Annotated in this window: 14 protein-coding genes, 1 tRNA gene, 1 pseudogene and 1 riboswitch; of the genes and pseudogenes, 14 read left to right on the top strand and 2 right to left on the bottom strand. The window is 61.1% G+C overall.

All coding sequences use genetic code 11. The annotated features are described in order from the left end of the window. Nucleotides 1–12: 12 nt before the first annotated feature. The gene (locus WNZ15_RS20485) at nucleotides 13–1041 is read left to right on the top strand and encodes a TRAP transporter substrate-binding protein (protein ID WP_342894881.1); all 1029 of its coding nucleotides are present in this window, start codon (nucleotides 13–15) and stop codon (nucleotides 1039–1041) included. 5 nt (nucleotides 1042–1046) lie between these two features. On the opposite strand, the gene WNZ15_RS20480 is transcribed toward WNZ15_RS20485, so the two are convergent. Beyond that, entirely contained in the window at nucleotides 1047–1436 is a 390-nt protein-coding gene (locus WNZ15_RS20480; RefSeq protein ID WP_342894880.1) for a hypothetical protein, read from the bottom strand. Nucleotides 1437–1545: 109 nt separating this feature from the next. Here WNZ15_RS20480 and WNZ15_RS20475 point away from each other — a divergent pair, with 109 nt between their 5' ends. The 9 genes and pseudogenes from WNZ15_RS20475 to WNZ15_RS20435 all read left to right on the top strand — a co-directional run bounded on the left by WNZ15_RS20475 (nucleotide 1546) and on the right by WNZ15_RS20435 (nucleotide 10053). Further along, entirely contained in the window at nucleotides 1546–2562 is a 1017-nt protein-coding gene (locus WNZ15_RS20475) for a BMP family protein (RefSeq protein WP_068414588.1), read from the top strand. A gap of 80 nt (nucleotides 2563–2642) precedes the next feature. Continuing rightward, nucleotides 2643–4172, top strand: coding sequence for an ABC transporter ATP-binding protein (locus WNZ15_RS20470; protein WP_342894879.1), 1530 nt, complete (start codon nucleotides 2643–2645; stop codon nucleotides 4170–4172). After that, nucleotides 4169–5278, top strand: a complete 1110-nt coding sequence (locus WNZ15_RS20465; RefSeq protein WP_342894878.1) for an ABC transporter permease — start codon at nucleotides 4169–4171, stop codon at nucleotides 5276–5278. The genes WNZ15_RS20470 and WNZ15_RS20465 overlap by 4 nt, the downstream gene beginning before the upstream one ends. 1 nt (nucleotide 5279) lies before the next feature. Next, a complete protein-coding gene (locus WNZ15_RS20460) occupies nucleotides 5280–6215 on the top strand; it encodes an ABC transporter permease (RefSeq protein ID WP_342894877.1) in 936 nt (311 codons plus the stop codon). A 64-nt stretch (nucleotides 6216–6279) separates the two neighbouring features. Next, the gene (locus WNZ15_RS20455) at nucleotides 6280–7086 is read left to right on the top strand and encodes an N-acyl homoserine lactonase family protein (RefSeq protein WP_342894876.1); all 807 of its coding nucleotides are present in this window, start codon (nucleotides 6280–6282) and stop codon (nucleotides 7084–7086) included. A 10-nt stretch (nucleotides 7087–7096) separates the two neighbouring features. Further along, entirely contained in the window at nucleotides 7097–8281 is a 1185-nt protein-coding gene (locus WNZ15_RS20450) for an alanine--glyoxylate aminotransferase family protein (RefSeq protein ID WP_342894875.1), read from the top strand. A gap of 34 nt (nucleotides 8282–8315) precedes the next feature. Then, a complete protein-coding gene (locus WNZ15_RS20445) occupies nucleotides 8316–9059 on the top strand; it encodes an SDR family NAD(P)-dependent oxidoreductase (protein WP_342894874.1) in 744 nt (247 codons plus the stop codon). Nucleotides 9060–9243: 184 nt separating this feature from the next. After that, nucleotides 9244–9414, top strand: a pseudogene (locus WNZ15_RS20440) (transposase); the annotation flags it as partial. Between the two features lie 99 nt (nucleotides 9415–9513). Continuing rightward, complete coding sequence (locus WNZ15_RS20435; RefSeq protein WP_342894873.1) at nucleotides 9514–10053, top strand: hypothetical protein; 540 nt, start codon at nucleotides 9514–9516, stop codon at nucleotides 10051–10053. A gap of 499 nt (nucleotides 10054–10552) precedes the next feature. Here WNZ15_RS20435 and WNZ15_RS20430 read toward each other — a convergent pair. Then, nucleotides 10553–10628 (bottom strand) — tRNA-Asn (locus tag WNZ15_RS20430). A gap of 368 nt (nucleotides 10629–10996) precedes the next feature. After that, nucleotides 10997–11199, top strand: a riboswitch (cobalamin riboswitch). 32 nt (nucleotides 11200–11231) lie between these two features. Here WNZ15_RS20430 and cobU point away from each other — a divergent pair. The 4 genes from cobU to cobO are packed head-to-tail and all read left to right on the top strand — an operon-like array spanning nucleotide 11232 to nucleotide 17336. Further along, nucleotides 11232–11783: a bifunctional adenosylcobinamide kinase/adenosylcobinamide-phosphate guanylyltransferase gene (gene cobU, locus WNZ15_RS20425; protein WP_342894872.1), complete on the top strand. Its 552-nt coding sequence runs from the start codon at nucleotides 11232–11234 to the stop codon at nucleotides 11781–11783. Then, nucleotides 11780–12886 (top strand): cobalamin biosynthesis protein CobW, encoded by a 1107-nt coding sequence (cobW, locus tag WNZ15_RS20420; protein WP_342894871.1) that lies wholly within the window; start codon nucleotides 11780–11782, stop codon nucleotides 12884–12886. Before cobU ends, cobW begins: the two co-directional genes overlap by 4 nt. A gap of 56 nt (nucleotides 12887–12942) precedes the next feature. Then, nucleotides 12943–16701: a cobaltochelatase subunit CobN gene (gene cobN, locus WNZ15_RS20415; RefSeq protein ID WP_342894870.1), complete on the top strand. Its 3759-nt coding sequence runs from the start codon at nucleotides 12943–12945 to the stop codon at nucleotides 16699–16701. Then, the gene (cobO, locus tag WNZ15_RS20410) at nucleotides 16698–17336 is read left to right on the top strand and encodes a cob(I)yrinic acid a,c-diamide adenosyltransferase (protein WP_342894869.1); all 639 of its coding nucleotides are present in this window, start codon (nucleotides 16698–16700) and stop codon (nucleotides 17334–17336) included. The genes cobN and cobO overlap by 4 nt, the downstream gene beginning before the upstream one ends.

The following is a 17336-nucleotide window of genomic DNA, read 5'->3' as shown; positions in this document are numbered from 1 at the left end:
TGGAGGATAAATATGACGTCTTACACCAAACGCCTGTCACTTGCCGTGGGTGCATTCGGCACAGCTCTCGCCTTGATGCTGCCAATCGCCGGTGCTGCCCACGCTCAGCAAAGCACCATGAAACTCGCTTCCGCGACCATCAACGACGTGCAGCACGAGTGGCAGAAGGAGTTCCAGAAAGAAGTCGAGGCCCGCGTCGGTGATGCCCTGAAGGTTGAAATCTACCCGGCCTCGCAGCTTGGTGCGATACCGCGGATGTCGGAAGGAGTGCTGCTCGGCACGATTGAGGCATTCACCACGCCGACCTCGTTCGTCACCAATGTCGATCCGCGTTTCCAGGCCTTCGATGTTCCAGGCCTCTTCAAGAATGCGGATGAAGTGAGCGCGGTGATCCACGACCAGGAATTCCGCGACTACATGGAAACCCTGTTCCTGGACAAGGGCGTGCGCATCATCGGCGCGATCTATAATTCACCCACCCAGATCCTCACACGAGAACCGGTGACTTCAATCGACGGGTTCGAAGGTCTCAAGGTGCGAACCTTCGCATCGCCGCTTCAGATGGAGCCGATGAAGGCAATCGGCGTGAACCCCACGCCACTCGCGCTGTCCGAAGTCACTCCGCAGCTCCAGGCCGGCGGCATTGACGGCATGCTCGCGGGGATTCCGATCCTGACCGCCTTCAAGTTCTACGATACCGCCAAGTACGTCACCAACATCAACATGAACCAGATCGTTTCGGTGACACTGGTCAACGAAGCCTGGTTCCAGTCGCAGTCCGACGAGGTGAAGACTGCCATTATCGAGGCTGGCCGGGCGGCTGAGAAAACCGTTTTTCCCTGGGGAGTGGAGAATGTGCAGCGCGCTGAAAAAGCGTGGTTGGACAACGGTGGCGAGATCCAGATCCTTCCCGACGATCAGCAGGCCGAACTGCAGGAAACCTTCGCAAGAGTAACCGACGAGGTCATTTCGGACCAAGCGGACGTGGTGGAAGTACGTGACCAGATCATCTCGAAACTCGGGGCGGTCCGCGCTCAATGATCCAGCTAGCCGCCCGTGTCATTGCAGCTCAGACCCGTGTCACCGCCGGTACGGCAAAGGAACCGCAGCGTCGCTTCCGTCTTGCCGGCGGCAATAGGCAGGTCGAGCCGCGTCCGGACGGTGTCGGCGGAGCACCAGAGCGCTTCCAATGGCATCCGGTCGTCGGTCGCGTTCATCAAGTTGAGAACTCCCGTCGCCGGGTCGTGCCAAAGCGTCAGCGTCAGTTCGCCGCTTGGGGCAATGCGTCCGAGTTCTTCGGAATACCAGTGAGCCAGCGCGGCTTTGCAATCGAGCTGAACGCCAGTCTCGTTGACAATGGAAATTTCGACCGAATCAGCGCCTTCGGTCCCGTGAACGATCCCTGAATAGGGCACATAAGCTCCGCTTTCGGCCATGGCCGGGAGTGAGGAAAGCCCAGCAGACAGGGCGACAAAAACAATGAAACGTCTGCCGACTGATTTCGTCTTCCAACTGGAATCTGACAACCATTGTGGGAACAACATCATGAGAAACCTACTTATATCCGCCGCGCTCAGCGTGGTGCTGACCACCCCGGCGGCACTTGCTGGCGAGGTTGATACCATAGCCATCCTTACGCCGGAACAGGGGAGTGACTTCGGCTGGAACCAGCAGGGTGTCGAAGCTGCCAAGGCTGCCGCCAAGGCGACGGGCACCGAAGTCATCATCGCGGAAGGTCTGGGCTACGGTGACGTCCGTGCACCGATGCGCGAGCTGGCGGCCGATGGCGCCGACCTGATGATCGCGCATGCCAGCGGCTACAACACCGCCGGTCCCGAGATCGCCAAGGAAACCGGCGTACCGGTCGCCATAGTCGACAGTCCCGATGCTCTCGAAAAGGGTCTGGTGGCCGATTATACCCTGTCGGGCCACGAAGGTGCCTATCTTGCCGGACGTCTGGCCGCCAAGATGACTTCTACCGGCACCGTCGGCATCGTCGTCTCCGGTGAACCGCCGTCCTGGAACTCGCAGTCAATCGGTTTTGCCGAGGGCGTGCACGCGGAGAACCCGGACGTCAAGATCCTCTACTCGGTCATCGGTCCGGCAGCCTATTCAGACGCAGCCGGCGGAAACCGTGTGACCACCTCGGTCATCGCGGCCGGCGCCGACATCATCTTCGGTCAGGGCAATGGCTCGAGCTTCGGCATGATCCAGGCTGTTGAGTCGAACAAGGCCACTGACGGATCGGACGTACTTTTCATCGACGTGATCGGCGACAAGTCCGAACTGGACAAGGGGCATCTTCTGGCTTCGGTGCTGTGGGACATGACCCCGGTTTACACCGCGATGATCGAAGACCTGAAGGCCGATAAATTCGGTACGCGTGGTTACGCCATAAGCTTGGCCGACGATTCCGTCAAACTTATCAAGACCCCGCAGGCAGACGAAAAGGCGTGGGACGAGGTGATGGAACTGCGTGAGCAGATCATCTCCGGGGACATCAAGGTGGAGCCCAAGTTCGAAGCTGCCGATGTCCGTACTCTGGTCACCGTGGCGGAGTGAACGCATCCGTGTCAAATGCATCGGAAACTGTGACGAGCCTGTCCTCGGAAACGAGGGCAGGTGTCATTGGCGTACATGGCGTGACCAAACGCTTTCCCGGCGTGATCGCGGTCAACAACGTCTCGCTCACATTTCATCAAGGTGAGGTGCATGTTCTTCTTGGCGAGAACGGTGCGGGAAAATCGACGCTGGTAGGCATTCTTTCGGGTCTCCAGGAGCCGGACGACGGCTATCTGTCGCTGAATGGGAAAAAAATGCGGCTGGCCAGCCCATCGGCCAGTCTCGATGCGGGAATCAGCACGGTTTTTCAACACTCCATGCTGGTGCCTACACTTACGGTTCTGGAAAACCTTACCCTCGGCGCGCCCTGGTACGAGCGTCCGCCCCGTGCCCGGATCGCGGCACGAATGGAGGAATTGAAACGGGAGTTCGCGCTCTCCCTGCCGCTCGACGCCATTGTCGGCGAGCTTTCGCTCGGCCAGCAGCAGCAGATCGAGATCGCCCGCGCGCTCCTGCGTGACAGCAAGGTGCTGATCCTCGACGAGGCGACTTCCATGCTTACGCCCCAGGGGGCGCATGAACTGGGAGAGCGGATGCAGAAGCTGGTGAAAAGCGGTCTGGCTGTCATCTTTATCACCCACAAACTCGCTGAGGCCTATCGATACGGCAATCGTATTTCAGTTCTCAAGCAGGGCGCACTCGCAGGCGAAATGGGTCCCGAGCAATTGAAGTCAATGTCCGAGGACCAGGCAGTCGACGAAATCGTCCGCCTGATGTTCGGCCGTGAAGCTGGTGCCGGTTCCACCGAGCAACGCAATAGCACGAAACGTGATGACACCGTTCTCAAGCTGGAGAACCTGTCCACTCAGGGCGACGCCGATGTCATGGGGATCGCGGATATCTCGCTGATCCTGCAGGCCGGCGAGATTGTCGGTGTGGCCGGGATCGACGGCAACGGACAGAAGCAATTGGCGGAGGCCATGGCGGGTCAGCGGCCTCTCAACTCCGGACGGGTCGAACTTGACGGCGAAGACATCACCAGCGCCACCGTTGCGCAGCGCCGGCGCAGGGGACTTCGCTACCTGACGGACGACCGGCTTGCGGAAGGTTCGGTCGCAGCCTTCCCGATTTCCGAAAACACGGTCCTCAAGGATATCGGCCAACCACCATTTTGGGTGAACGGTCTGGAACGCCCGCAACGCATCGCACAACATGCGCGCGACCTCATTGCGAGATTTTCCGTGCATGCACCGGGCGAGACCACGCCGATCGGCCGGCTCTCGGGCGGCAATATTCAGAAGGTCCTGCTGGGCCGCGAACTTCTGGGTGAGGCGCGCGTCGTGGTGTTCAACAAACCCACATACGGATTGGACCTCAAGAACATCGATACCTCACGGCAGCGCATCTCCGAAATCGCCGAACGGGGCCTGGCGGTGCTGCTCATCTCTACCGATCTGGATGAGTTGATGGCGTTGTCGAACCGCATCGCGGTGATGGAGGGAGGGCGTATCCGGGGGATCGTGAAAAACGATGGCAGCGGCGAGGCTTTGCGCTTGCGTATCGGCCGGATGATGGCCGGTGAAGAAGACTACAAACAGGCGACGGCATGACCATACAAGACGATATGAATCCGGTATCGGCGGACCCTGAGACCAACGTGGAGGGTATCGCAAGAACGGTGACTGAGCGCAGTGCGTTCCAGCGGGTCCTGACATTGACCGTCGGCCCGATTCTCGCGGCCTTCCTTCTGTCTGCGCTCATCCTGATGCTGGTCGGGGTCAACCCGCTTACCTACTACGGCTACATCCTCGAGAGATCCCTTTTTTCAGGACTGGGCTTGCAGCAAACAGCCACAAGAATGGCGCCACTTCTGTTTCTTTGCGCCAGCCTTATCATTGCGTTCCGTGCGGGGATCTGGAATTTGGGAACGGACGGGCAGTTTCTGCTCGGTGCAGTCATTTCAGCGGCAAGCGCGCCTCTGCTGGTTGGCGTGTTGCCGGGGTGGGCGGTGCTTCTGGCGGGCTTCGTGCTGGCAGCTCTGATTGGCGCGGTTTGGTCGCTCATCCCCGCGTTGCTCAAGGCGTATCAGGGCGTGAACGAGATCATCACCACCTTGATGATGTCCTTTCTCGGCGTTCTGCTGGCCTCGACACTGGTCAAGCTGGTCTTCAGGGATCCGGCGACCACTGTACCGCAGACGCGCACCCTGCCGGTGGAAGATCGGCTTCCACGGCTTTTCGATACTTCCATTTCCAGCGGCTTGATCTGGGGTCTGATCGCGGTTCTGGCCGTTCATCTGATGATGACCCGCACTGCCTTCGGATTGCGGTTGCGGATGGTGGGGGCCAACCCTCTTGCGGCGACCCATGCTGGTCTGTCGGTACCGCTGCTGACCCTGGCGACATTCGGGTTGTCCGCAGGTTTTGCAGGGCTTGCCGGCGCATCGGAGATCCTCGGCGTCGCCGGCAATGTCCGCGCCAACTGGAATCCCGCTTACGGACTGATGGTTATCCCGCTGGTCTTTCTTGCGCGGTTCAACGGGGTAGGGGCCATCGTTCTGGTTTTCTTTTACTCCGCTCTCATGATCGGCAGCGAGAGCGCCGCGCGGCGTCTCGGGGTGCCGCAGGACTTCACTCTTGTGCTTGTCGCCAGCCTGCTGATCTGCCTGGGGCTGGGCGAGTATATCGATCACCACAAACGCAAGAAGGAACGTTGAGATGAGTGGCTTGCTGACCGAAGCGTTTCTTTCGTCTCTTTTGACAGGCGCGATCGTTGCCGCAATCCCGATACTGCTCGCGGGATTGGGAGAGCAGATGTCGGAGAAGGCGGGGGTGCTGAACATCGGCATCGAGGGCATGATGTTGATGGGGGCCTATGTCGGCTTTCTCGTCGCCTTCGAGACCAATTCGCTTTGGCTGGGATTTCTCGGGGGCATTCTCGGCGGTGTGCTGACGGCCATTGTGATGGCGGTGCTGTGCGTCCGGTTGGGCCTGAACCAGATCGTGATTGGCATCGGCCTGACGCTTGGGGTGGAGGGGCTAACCGCGCTGCTCCACCATTTCCAGTTTTCCCGGACCTATCCGCGCCTGCCCGCGCCCGAGCGGTTGAGTATCCCGGGATTAACCGATCTGCCAGTGATTGGGCCTTCGCTGTTCGGGCGGCATCTGATCGTCTATCTCGCACTCATTGCTGTCGTGGTGCTGGCATACCTGTATCGGCGCACCAATCTTGGCATGACCCTGAGTGCAGCCGGGGAGCGTCCGGCGGCGCTGGACGTGGCCGGTGGCAACGTGCTCGGCATTCGCGTCGTTGCGGTGCTGTTCACCGGTGCCATGGCAGGCCTCGGCGGTGCCTATCTCGCCAATATCGGGGCAGGGCTGTTCATTCCCTTCATGACAGGCGGTGCAGGCTTCATCGGCATAGTGCTCGCCATGCTGGCGCGGGGCCGGCCGCTCTGGGTTCTGATCGGCTCGCTGATTTTCGGTGCCGCGCTGTCATTGACCACCGCACTGCAGGTCGCGGGGTCGAACATCCCCACCGACGTTATCCAGATGCTGCCTTTTGCGGCGGTAATGCTGGTCCTGGTGCTTTTCGGCCGCCGGGCAAAACTGCCCGCGGCACTGGGCGCTGCCTACGAACGCGGCGCCCGCTAAAGCGCCGCTACCGACCATTCCCATTCCTGGAGACGGGGACCGGGCAACATGAAGGAGAAGTGACATGGCTGATACCAAAGTCTATTTGCTTGACGGAGGTTCGCTGGTGCTGGACGGGTTCCATATCTGGTGGAACAAGGGGCCGGGCGGTGAAGTTCGTTTTCCGGTCTATTCCGTGCTCGTCGATCATCCGAAGGGAAAATTCCTGATCGATACAGGCTATGATATCGACCACGTGAACAAGGCGTTGTCCTTCGAGAAGCCACAACAGACCGAACAGCAGACCATTCCGGGAGCTCTGAAGCTTCTGGGACTGGAGCCGAAGGACATTGATGTCCTGTTCAACTCGCATTTCCACTTCGATCATGTCGGGGGCAACAAGTTTTTCCCCGACACAAAGAAGATCTGCCACAAGGACGAGCTTCCGCAGGCCGCCAGGTGCCAGCCTTTCGAGGTTCTTGGCTATTCCGATTTAGCCTTCTCTACAGATGTGGCCGAAGCGCGCGGGATGGCCGATCAGCTTACCGCCGGGCAGACCGCAGGCAACACCAAGTTCGAGCTGATCGAGGGCGACGTGGAACTCGCGCCAGGCGTGACCCTGATCTACACGCCGGGACACACGGTTGGTCACTATTCGCTGCTGGTGGAGTTCGGCACCCGCCGTCCGCTGCTTTTGACGCTCGATGCTGCCTATACCCGCAAGAACTACGAAAACGACATCAATGCGGGCTTTCACATCGACCCGGTGGCGGGTGTGAATTCGATGCGGCGGTTGAAGCAAATAGAGAAGGAAAAGAATGCCGAGGTTCTCTTCAGCCACGATCCGGAGAGCTTCAAGGGTTACAGAACCGGCGTGAATTTCTACGGCTGAGGAGCACCCGATGAGATATCCCGAAACGAAATCGCCGGTCTTCACTCTCACCGCCGGCCCTGTGGACGCTTATCCTGAAGTGCTGCGCGCACTGGGTAAAACAGTGCTCTACGACTACGATCCCGCCTTCCAGGCCTTTTTCGAGAATGTCACGATGAAGGTGCAAAGGGCGTTGGGGTGCGATTTGCCGCCGCTTATCCTTCAGGGCGAGCCCGTTCTTGCGCTCGAAGGAGCCGCCGCGTCCCTGATCGCCAGGGAGGACGTGGTGGTGAACCTTGCCTCCGGCGTCTATGGCAAGGGCTTTGGCTATTGGGCCAAACGCTACGCCAAGAGGGTGGAAGAGATCGAAGTGGCCTATGACACTGCGATCGATCCCGACCAGGTCCGATCGTTCCTGAAGGAAAATCCCGAGGTCAGCGTGGTCTGCGTTTGCCACCATGACACTCCATCGGGAACCATCAATGACATCGATGCCATCGGTGCCGTTGCGGCCGAAGCTGGGGCATTGCTTCTTGTAGACGCAGTGTCGTCCTGGGCCGGAATGCCGACAAGCCCATCCTCCAGCCAGGCGGCTGTTTACGTCACAGGCCCGAACAAGTGCCTTGGCTGCCCGCCATCGCTGTCGCTCGTCGCCGTTTCCGAACAGGGGTGGGCCAAGATCGAGGGCAATCCCGATGCCCCGTTTGCTTCCATGCTCAGCTTCACGGACTGGAAGAACGCCTGGAAAAAAACCGAGCCATTCCCCTTCACGCCGTCCGTGGCCGAGATCAACGGTCTGGATGCCGCGCTTGACCGCTATCTCGAAGAAGGCCCGGAAGCCGTCTGGGAGCGTCATGCGCTGACTGCAACAGTTTGCCGGGAAGGCATCAAGGCGATGGGTGTGGACCTCTGGCCGGCCTCGGAAGACATCGCATCGCCAACCGCGACGGCCGTACGAATGCCTGACGGCATTGACGCCGGTCCGGTGCTCGCAGAGGCGCGGGCTCGCTATGGGGTGTCCATGTCGGCCGGCCGGGCTGAAACACTGGGAAAGCTGATCCGTATTGGCCACATGGGACCGACGGCACAACCGGCCTACGCCCTCCTGGCGGTCTCCGCCCTGGGCGGTGCTCTGAAGGCCTCTGGTGCAACGGTGGATGTGGCGGCAGGACTTGCTGCTGCTCAGGCTGCGTGGGATGCGGCAATAGACGACTAGAACCGGGCACTGCAACAACGAAAGGATTAAGTGAATGAGCACAAGTCTTGATGGCCGCAAGGCAGTCGTAACCGGGGGCGCACAGGGCATCGGCAGGGCAATTGCCCAAGCGCTGGCCGATGCTGGCGCCGAGGTCGTGATCTCCGATATCAATGGTGAAGGAGCCAAATCCGCTGCTGCCGAGATCGGTCAAGGTGCCGAGGGCGTGACTTGCGATTCCACCGACGCCGCGCAGGTCGAAAGGATGATCGAGGACGCAGCGCAAGACGGCGCGATCGACATCCTCGTCAACAACGCATCCATCGTTCCCTTCATCCCCTGGGACGATGTCGATCTCGCCCATTGGCAGAAGATCATCGATACCAATCTGACGAGCGTCTTCATCGCCAGCCGCAAGGCGACCGACATGATGCGGGCTGCCGGGCGCAAGGGAACGGTGCTGAACATCGCGTCCAACGCGTTTTACGCAGGTACTCCCAACATGTCGGCTTATGTGGCGGCCAAAGGGGGAGTGATCGGCTTCACTCGTGCGCTGGCAACAGAAGTGGGCAAATACGGAATTCGCGTCAATGCGGTCACTCCGGGGCTAACGGAATCCGACGGTGTGAAGGTGAGCCCTCATGCAGAGAGCTTCGGTTTTGTCGAGATGCTTCAGGCGATGCCCGGCAAGGGCCAGCCGGCCGACATCGCCAAGGTCGTGGCATTCCTCGTATCCGACGATGCGGGTTGGATGACCGGCCAATGCGTCAATGTGGATGCCGGGATGATCAGGCTTTAACGATCGCGCTTGGCATTAAAGTTACATTTATGCAGGACATCATGAATCTATGAGTTTCCATGATTCGGAGGAAATGGATGACGGGTGTATCGGTCGAGACAACGCTTGAACTTTGGGCGTATGGACTTGCCCGGAAAAAAGGGGAGGGCCTTTCTAATCGCGCTGGAGGCGACAGGAGGACTCTATGGGCAAACGTGAGAGATGGACACTCACCGACGTGTTCAAGCAGGAAGCAGTTCGGCTGACAGAAACCAGTGGGCGCATGATCGCCCAGGTTGCCGAAGAATTGGGACTTGGGCTTTCGGCCCTGACACGCTGGACGTGGCGGTACTGGGAAATCGGTCTGCTGGCCGGCCCTATTCTCTGATTGCCGCGGTCCGGCGGTGCGCCGGTCAGCGGCAGGTCTCGTTCGGAATCGTGAGTCGTCAATTCGCAGTCATCCTCGAGAACCCTTATGAACGGGATCTCCGTATTCAGGAAAACCTTCCTGCCACTGATATTGACGATTTCGGATGGTCTGGTACCGAACTCGGCGCGGATCCACACGATCGCCCTTGCTTCCGCGTTCAAGTCATCGAACTCCCCTTGGAGCCAGTATCTCGTTCTGGACATGGTCCGCGGTGAAAGTCGGCCGTTTGCTATCCCTGGCTCCAGCAAACCTGAGATCCGCGAAGATAGGTTCCAGTTTCAACTGGTACTTCAGATCGATATCCTTCAGCATCTTGGCGAGAAAGCCGATGCTCTTGTTCGCTGTCGCCAGGTTCAGATCGTTTTTCAGAACATGATCTTCTCACCAGTCCCGGTATCTGTTGGCATCCGTCCGGGTCACCTGCTCAAGCGATTTGTCCCCGATCAACTCGATGAAATACTGAATGGCGCGCTTTCTTGGATTCCGCCATTTCCGCATCTGGTTGTCCGACTTCTTTTTCTTGATCAGAGACGCTTTGTGGACTCCTTCATACTCGGTCATCAGCGTGGACAGTCGGAGCGCTGACCGGTCCTCGCCGCCCATGACAGAGGACACTTCCTGACTATCGTCGGCGCCGCGCCGTGAAACCAGGAGGTCAATACGTTTCATGATTTCATCGATGGGCCCGGCGGCGATCTCCGCATTGGTGAGATAAGGCAGCTGGAGAGCCCGGGCACGTTTCTGGGCAGCGTCGAATCGTTCTTTCGCGTCGTCGGCCCGGCCTTGCTCCTGAAGCTTCCAGTCCTGAACTCAGTTCCAGGATGGCCTCTTTTGCGCGCAACGCTCCGGGGTCGTGCGCAACGAGAATGCCTGTCGAGAGCCGATCTCTTTTTTCGAAGTGTGCATACGCCTTCTGGACCCGTTTTCTGAGGTACCAGACACCGTCCCTGTTATGTGGTTTCGGCGATCGTGCCTGTCCCGAATCCGCCCGCTTTGTGTAGCAGTTTTGGCGGATTTCTTACGCGGAATTCAAGCGCTGCTGTGGCGCTAGGCAGATTTTTGCGGTTATTAAGGTGGGTGGTGATGGCTCCCCAGGCCGGACTCGAACCAGCGACCCAGCGATTAACAGTCGCTTGCTCTACCAACTGAGCTACTGGGGATCACCACGTACGGGGCCTGCGATTTGCCGCTCCGTCGATGGAGAAGCGTATATCAAAGGCGTGATCCGTTTGCCAAGCCCCAGATCAGGTTTTTTTCATCAAGCCGTCATTTTTTTATTGCGAGTGTGGAAAACCGAATATTTTTCAGGCGCCTAGGTGCGCGGACCAGGGTGCAAAACCGGTTGGTTCGACCCTTCGGGCAAAGCGGAGCGGGATGTGTCTGCCGGTCACATGAAACGGGAAAAGGCGGCATCTGGAGGCGCGGCTGGTCACGAAATGGCAGACGCGAATGTTTTCGTGACGCTTGTGCCCGGCCCCAGATCCGTTTAGGAAGATTCCGACGGTTCCGGACAGGGCCTGAGCTTCCGTGTTCTTCAGAACGTGGTGGTCTGGCGCGTTGTCCGGATGAAACGGGAATCCGGTGCGGGCATGACATGCCCTGAGCCGGAGCTGCCCCCGCAACTGTGAGCGGTGAGCGGCTGCACGAAAACCACTGGTCTGCGGGCCGGGAAGGGGTGCAGCGCGCGTTGAGCCGCAAGCCAGGAGACCGGCCGTCGAACACGCAACCTCTAACGCTGTCGGGCGGACGGCCGGGAAACGGAATTGACGGATAACAGCGGCCCCAGGGCCATCCTCGTGACTGGCGGCGCCCGGTCCGGCAAGAGCCGGTTCGCGGAAAAGCTCGCCGAAGACAGCGGTCTTCAGAAGGTTTATCTTGCCACCGGCGCAGCGCACGACGGTGAGATGAGTGAGCGCATCGCACTTCACCGGAACCGCCGCGACGGTTCCTGGCAAACAGTCGAGGAGCCGCTGGACCTGTGCGCGGCACTCCGGCGCGAATGCAGCCCGGGCCGGGTGGTACTCGTCGACTGCCTGACCCTGTGGCTCTCCAATCTCCTGTTCGCCGACAAGGACATCGCCGCCGAGACCAACGGTCTTTGCCATGCACTGTCTGCACTTCCAGGTTCCTGCATCTTTGTTTCCAACGAGGTCGGCATGGGCATCGTGCCGGAGAATCGCCTGTCCAGGACGTTCCGAGATGCGCAAGGCCGGCTCAATCAGGATATGGCGCAGGCTTGCGGCAAGGTCGTCTTCGTGGCCGCCGGTCTGCCGTTCCTTCTGAAACCCAGTTCACAAGCGGAAATCAGATTATGACAAATGCGTCCTCGCAGCCGGGGCAGAAAATCCCGGCAACGATCGTCACCGGGTTTCTCGGTGCCGGAAAAACCACGCTGATCCGCAACCTGCTCACCAACGCCAACGGCAAGCGGATTGCGCTGATCGTCAATGAGTTCGGCGACATGGGCTTCGACGGTTCGTTGATGAACGGATGTGCGGATCCCGATTGTGCCGCCGAGGAAGTGGTCGAACTGACCAATGGCTGCATCTGCTGCACGGTCGCCGAGGATTTCCTGCCGACCATGGAAATGCTGCTGGCCCGCGACACGCCACCGGAGCACATCGTCATCGAGACGTCCGGCCTGGCGCTGCCGCAACCGCTGGTGCGCGCCTTTTCCTGGCCGAGCGTCAAGCAGAGAGTGACCGTGGACGGCGTGGTCACGGTCCTGGACGCGGCTGCGCTGGCCGAGGGCCGGATCGCGCTCGACGAGGAAGCGCTTGCCGCCCAGCGCGCTGCCGACGAGGCGCTCGATCATGACAGCCCGGTCGAGGAGCTGTTTGAAGATCAGCTCCGCTGTGCGGATCTGGTTGTTCTGAACAAGGCCGATCTGGTTTCCGCCGATGCCCTGCAAAAGGTCCAGGACCGTATCAAGGCCGATGTCCGCCCGGCGGTCCACATCGTCTCGTCCGAAAAGGGCACCTTGCCCATTGAGGTTCTGCTTGGCCGGGGCTCGGCCGCAGAGGACGACATGGCGGCCCGGCACGAGCATCATCACCACGACGATGCCCATGACCATGATGACCATGATCACCACGACCACGACGACCATCACCATGACCATCATCATCATGACGATTTCGAAAGCCATGTGCTTGAGGTCGGGGCCTTCGGCAGCCTTAAGGAAGCCGAAGCGAAGGTGTTCGAGGCGATGGCGCTGAAGGGTGTGCTCAGGATCAAGGGGTCTGTGCGGATCACGGGCAAGGCGGCACCGGCCATGGTGCAGGCGGTCGGTCCGCGCGTCGAGACCTGGTTCGCCGCCGGGGCGGAGAGCGCCGGCAAGCTGGTGGTCATCGGCCTGAAGGGGCTGGACCTTGCCGCCGTCAGCCCCGTGCTCGGGTCTGTGTCCGAGGCCGCCTGACGGCCGGTTTTCAGGCAGGTTTCATTCGGGTCAGACCAAGGCGGCACCAATAAAAAATGCACATACTCGCCACCCAGACACGGCGGATCGACGACGGGGGAGACGCGGTCGATCTCGGCCAGACCCCTGCCGACATCCTGTTCCTGTCCGCCGCCGACACCGAACTGGGCAGCTTTGCCGCCGCCCGCAAGATCCTCGGCGACCAGGCCGCCAGCCTGCGGCTGGCCAATCTGATGGCTCTGGCGCATCCCTATTCAGTTGATCTTTATGTTGAAAAAACGGTGCGCGGCTCAAAGCTGGTGATCCTGCGCATCCTGGGCGGCGTCGAATACTGGCGCTACGGACTGGAGCGGATCGAAGAAGAAATCCGCGCCACCGGCATCGGCCTGATCGTGATCCCGGGCGACGACAAGTGGGACGAGGACCTGACGTCGCGCTCGACATATCCGGCGCAAGAGGTGCATCGCTTCTGGCGCTATTGCGTCGAGGGCGGATCGGAGAACTACGCCAACGCACTGCGCTACGCCGCGTTCCTGTCGGGACAGGCGGAGGAGCCGGCCCATCCCGTGCCGCTGCCGCGCGCCGGTATCCATTTGCCCGGCCATACGGCGCCGGATCTATCCGCCCTGAAGGCCACCTGGCAGGATCCGTCTCGGCCGGTGGCGGCGATCACCTTTTACCGGGCGCTGGTCCAGGGCGCGCAGACTGCGCCGGTCGATGCCTTGGTCGAGGCGCTCGGCGAGGCCGGCGTCAATGCGCTGCCGGTGTTCGTTTCCAGTCTCAAGGAAGCTGAATCGGTTGCCGTGCTCGACAGTCTGTTCGAGGCCGCAGGGCCGGATGTCGTTCTGAATGGCACGGCCTTCGCGGTGTCGAAGGCCGGGGCGCCACACCAGCCGACGCCGCTCGACCGTCCGGGCAGGCCGGTTCTGCAAGTGGTGTTCTCGTCGTCTTCCAGGGAAGGCTGGGAGGACAGTGATCAGGGCCTGTCGGTCCGGGATCTGGCCATGCATGTGGTGCTGCCGGAGATCGACGGCCGGATCCTGACCCGGGCCGTCTCCTTCAAGGAAGAGGGCGTTTATGACGAGGTGACGCAGTCCACGCCTGTCGCCTTCACGCCGGTTCCCGACCGGATCCGCTTCGTGGCCGATCTGGTGTCCGGGTGGGCGAGGCTGGGCCGAAAACCGGCCGCTGAAAAGAAAAGCGCTCTGATTCTTGCCAACTATCCGAACCGGGACGGGCGCCTTGCCAACGGGGTCGGCCTCGATACGCCGGCGTCCTGCGTCACCGTGCTGAAGGCGATGGCGCGGGCAGGCTATGACGTCTCGGGCGCGCCGGAAACCTCCGCCGCGCTGATGGAGACGCTGACTGGCGGCGTGACCAATGCTCTGGAGGACCGCGCCACGCGTGCAGGCTATCAGTCGCTTTCGCTGATGGATTACCGGCGCGCGTTTGCGGCCTTGCCGGAACCCGTGCGCCTTTCGGTCATCGAACGGTGGGGCCAACCGGAAGACGATCCGCATGTTGTTGACGGCGTGTTCCGTCTGGCCCTGCACCGGTTCGGCAACCAGATGGTCGGGATCCAGCCGGCACGCGGCTACAATATCGATCCGAAAGAAACCTACCACGACCCGGCCCTGGTGCCGCCGCACCACTATTTCGCCTTCTACGTCTGGCTCCGCGATGCATTCGGTGTGGATGCGGTCATTCACCTGGGCAAGCATGGCAATCTGGAATGGCTGCCGGGCAAGGCGCTGGCCCTGTCAGAGACCTGTTTCCCGGAAGCCGTGCTTGGTCCGGTGCCCAACATCTATCCGTTCATCGTCAATGATCCCGGAGAAGGTGCGCAGGCCAAGCGGCGCACATCTGCCGTGATTGTCGATCACCTCACGCCGCCGCTGACCCGTGCGGAAAGCCACGGTGTCGCCGAGGAACTCGAAACGCTGCTCGACGAATATTACCTCGCCAGCGGCGTCGACCCGCGCCGTCTCAAGGCACTGACCCGGGATATCCTCGACGCGGCCGTGCGCCACGGGCTCGACAGAGACATCGGTCTCAGTGACGACATGGACGCGGAAACCCGCCTGGCGCGGCTGGATGCCCATCTGTGCGATCTGAAGGAACTGCAGATCCGGGACGGGCTGCACATCCTCGGCGAAAGTCCGCAAGGGGACCTTCAGAGCGACCTTCTGGCCGCGCTCGCGCGGTTGCCGCGCGGCAACCTGCCGGGGGAGCAGAGCCTCCAGCGGGCCATTGCCGCCGACCTCGGTTTTTCCGGGTTCGATCCGCTCGACTGCGATTTCGCCGCGGCCTGGTCCGGCAGCAAACCGGACATCCTGAAGACCGTGACCGCGGCGCCCTGGCGGTCGAACGGGGACACGGTGGAGCGCATCGAACTCTTCGCCCGCGCCTTGATCGCGGGCGATACCGCCCCGCCGGAAGACTGGCAGGCGGTTCGGGCTGTTCTTGAGAATGTTTTCACCCGCCTCGCACCCTCTGTGGCCGCCTCCGGCCCCGCCGAGACCACCGCCGTTCTGAACGCGCTCAACGGCCGGTTCGTCGCGCCCGGTCCTTCCGGTGCCCCTTCGCGCGGCCGTCCCGACGTTCTGCCGACCGGCCGGAATTTCTATTCGGTGGATGTGCGCGCCGTTCCGACCGAAACAGCCTGGCGGCTCGGCCGGCAGTCCGCCTCACTGGTGGCGGAGCGGTATTTCCAGGAAGAGGGCGAATGGCCGAAGGCGCTGGTGCTGACCTGCTGGGGCACGGCCAACATGCGCACCGGCGGCGACGACATAGCCCAGGCGCTCGCGCTGATCGGCGCGGCACCGGTCTGGGAGGCCGGATCGGGCCGGGTGACCGGATTTGACGTGCTGAAACTTTCCGAACTCGGCCGTCCGCGCATCGATGTGACACTGCGCGTGTCGGGCTTTTTCCGCGATGCCTTTCCACATCAGATGGATCTCTTTGACAGCGCCGTTCGCGCCGTCGGTGCTCTGGAGGAACCGGAAGACGCCAATCCGGTTGCCGCGCGTATGCGGTCGGATGCACAACGGTTGCGCGGCGGTGGCATGGACGCGGATGAGGCCGTCCGGCAGGCCGGTTTCCGCGTGTTCGGATCGAAACCGGGTGCATATGGTGCCGGACTGCAGGCGCTGATCGACGAGGGAATCTGGGCGGAACGCGGCGATTTTGCAGAGGCTTTTCTCACCTGGGGCGGCTATGCCTACGGCGGCGGGGCCATAGGTGAGGGCGCCCGCACATCTCTTGAAAGCCGGCTGAAATCGGTCGACGCCGTCCTGCACAACCAGGACAACCGCGAGCACGACCTGCTGGACAGCGACGACTACTACCAGTTCGAGGGCGGGCTGGCCGCGACCGTGGAGAGCCTCAAGGGCGATGCGCCCAAGGTCTATCACAACGACCATTCGCGTCCCGAACGACCGGTGGTGCGCAGTCTCTCGGAGGAAATCGGCCGGGTCGTGCGGGGCCGCGCCGCCAATCCGAAGTGGATCCGCGGTGTCATGCGCCACGGCTACAAGGGCGCCTTCGAGATGGTCGCGACGCTTGATTATCTGTTCGCGTTCGCCGCCACCACGCGCGCCGTGGGAGATCATCATTTCGACCAGTTGTATGACGCCTATCTGGCCGACAATGATGTGCTGGCGTTTCTGTGCGAGGCCAATCCGGCCGGTCTGAATGAAATGCTGGCCCGGTTTCAGGAGGCAATCGACCGCGGCCTCTGGACGCCGCGGCGCAATTCGACACATGCTGCACTGAACGAGCTCAAATCGACACTGGAAGGGACGGACGCATCGTGACCGCCGACAAGGACAAGCCAGACCTCTCTGAAGAGGAACTCAACGCGCGCCATGCAGAGAAAATGCGCAAGAAGAAGGCCGCGCGCGACAAGATCATGGCGACCAAGACCATCGAGAAAGGTCTCTTGATCGTCCACACCGGTAAGGGCAAGGGAAAGTCGACCGCCGGGTTCGGCATGGTCTTCCGCTCGCTCGGCCATGGTCACAGGATCGGCGTGGTGCAATTCGTCAAGGGCCGGATCGAGACCGGCGAACGTATGGCGCTGGAACGCTTTTCAGACCTGGTGACCATCAAGCGCATGGGCGAGGGCTTCACCTGGGAAACCCAGGACCGCCAGCGGGACATCGACGCGGCCCGTGAGGCCTGGGAAGTGGCCAAGCAGATGATCACGTCCGGCGATTACCGTCTGGTCCTGTGCGATGAACTCAACATCGTGCTGCGCTACGACTATCTCGACATTACCGAGGTCGTGGACTTTCTGAAAAACGAAAAGCCTGAGGACGTGCATGTCGTCATCACCGGCCGCAATGCCAAGGACGAGCTGATCGATATTGCCGATCTGGTGACCGAGATGACCCAGATTAAGCATCCGTTCCGCTCCGGCGTGAAGCCGCAGGAAGGTATCGAGTTCTAG

It is taken from the genome of Roseibium sp. AS2, from assembly GCF_038900065.1.
Classification (GTDB): Bacteria; Pseudomonadota; Alphaproteobacteria; order Rhizobiales; family Stappiaceae; genus Roseibium.
Note: the sequence above shows the minus strand (reverse complement) of the source record. Positions and strands in the feature narration are given on the sequence as shown.

Excerpts from the sequence above, each read along its gene's own strand:
- WNZ15_RS20475 (WP_068414588.1), top strand. The coding sequence starts at position 1,546 with ATGAGAAACCTACTTATATCCGCCGCGCTCAGCGTGGTGCTGACCACC.
- WNZ15_RS20450 (WP_342894875.1), top strand. The coding sequence starts at position 7,097 with ATGAGATATCCCGAAACGAAATCGCCGGTCTTCACTCTCACCGCCGGC.
- WNZ15_RS20455 (WP_342894876.1), top strand. The coding sequence starts at position 6,280 with ATGGCTGATACCAAAGTCTATTTGCTTGACGGAGGTTCGCTGGTGCTG.
- WNZ15_RS20460 (WP_342894877.1), top strand. The coding sequence starts at position 5,280 with ATGAGTGGCTTGCTGACCGAAGCGTTTCTTTCGTCTCTTTTGACAGGC.
- WNZ15_RS20465 (WP_342894878.1), top strand. The coding sequence starts at position 4,169 with ATGACCATACAAGACGATATGAATCCGGTATCGGCGGACCCTGAGACC.
- WNZ15_RS20435 (WP_342894873.1), top strand. The coding sequence starts at position 9,514 with ATGAACGGGATCTCCGTATTCAGGAAAACCTTCCTGCCACTGATATTG.
- WNZ15_RS20480 (WP_342894880.1), bottom strand. The coding sequence starts at position 1,436 with ATGGCCGAAAGCGGAGCTTATGTGCCCTATTCAGGGATCGTTCACGGG.
- cobW (WP_342894871.1), top strand. The coding sequence starts at position 11,780 with ATGACAAATGCGTCCTCGCAGCCGGGGCAGAAAATCCCGGCAACGATC.
- WNZ15_RS20485 (WP_342894881.1), top strand. The coding sequence starts at position 13 with ATGACGTCTTACACCAAACGCCTGTCACTTGCCGTGGGTGCATTCGGC.
- WNZ15_RS20445 (WP_342894874.1), top strand. The coding sequence starts at position 8,316 with ATGAGCACAAGTCTTGATGGCCGCAAGGCAGTCGTAACCGGGGGCGCA.
- cobN (WP_342894870.1), top strand. The coding sequence starts at position 12,943 with ATGCACATACTCGCCACCCAGACACGGCGGATCGACGACGGGGGAGAC.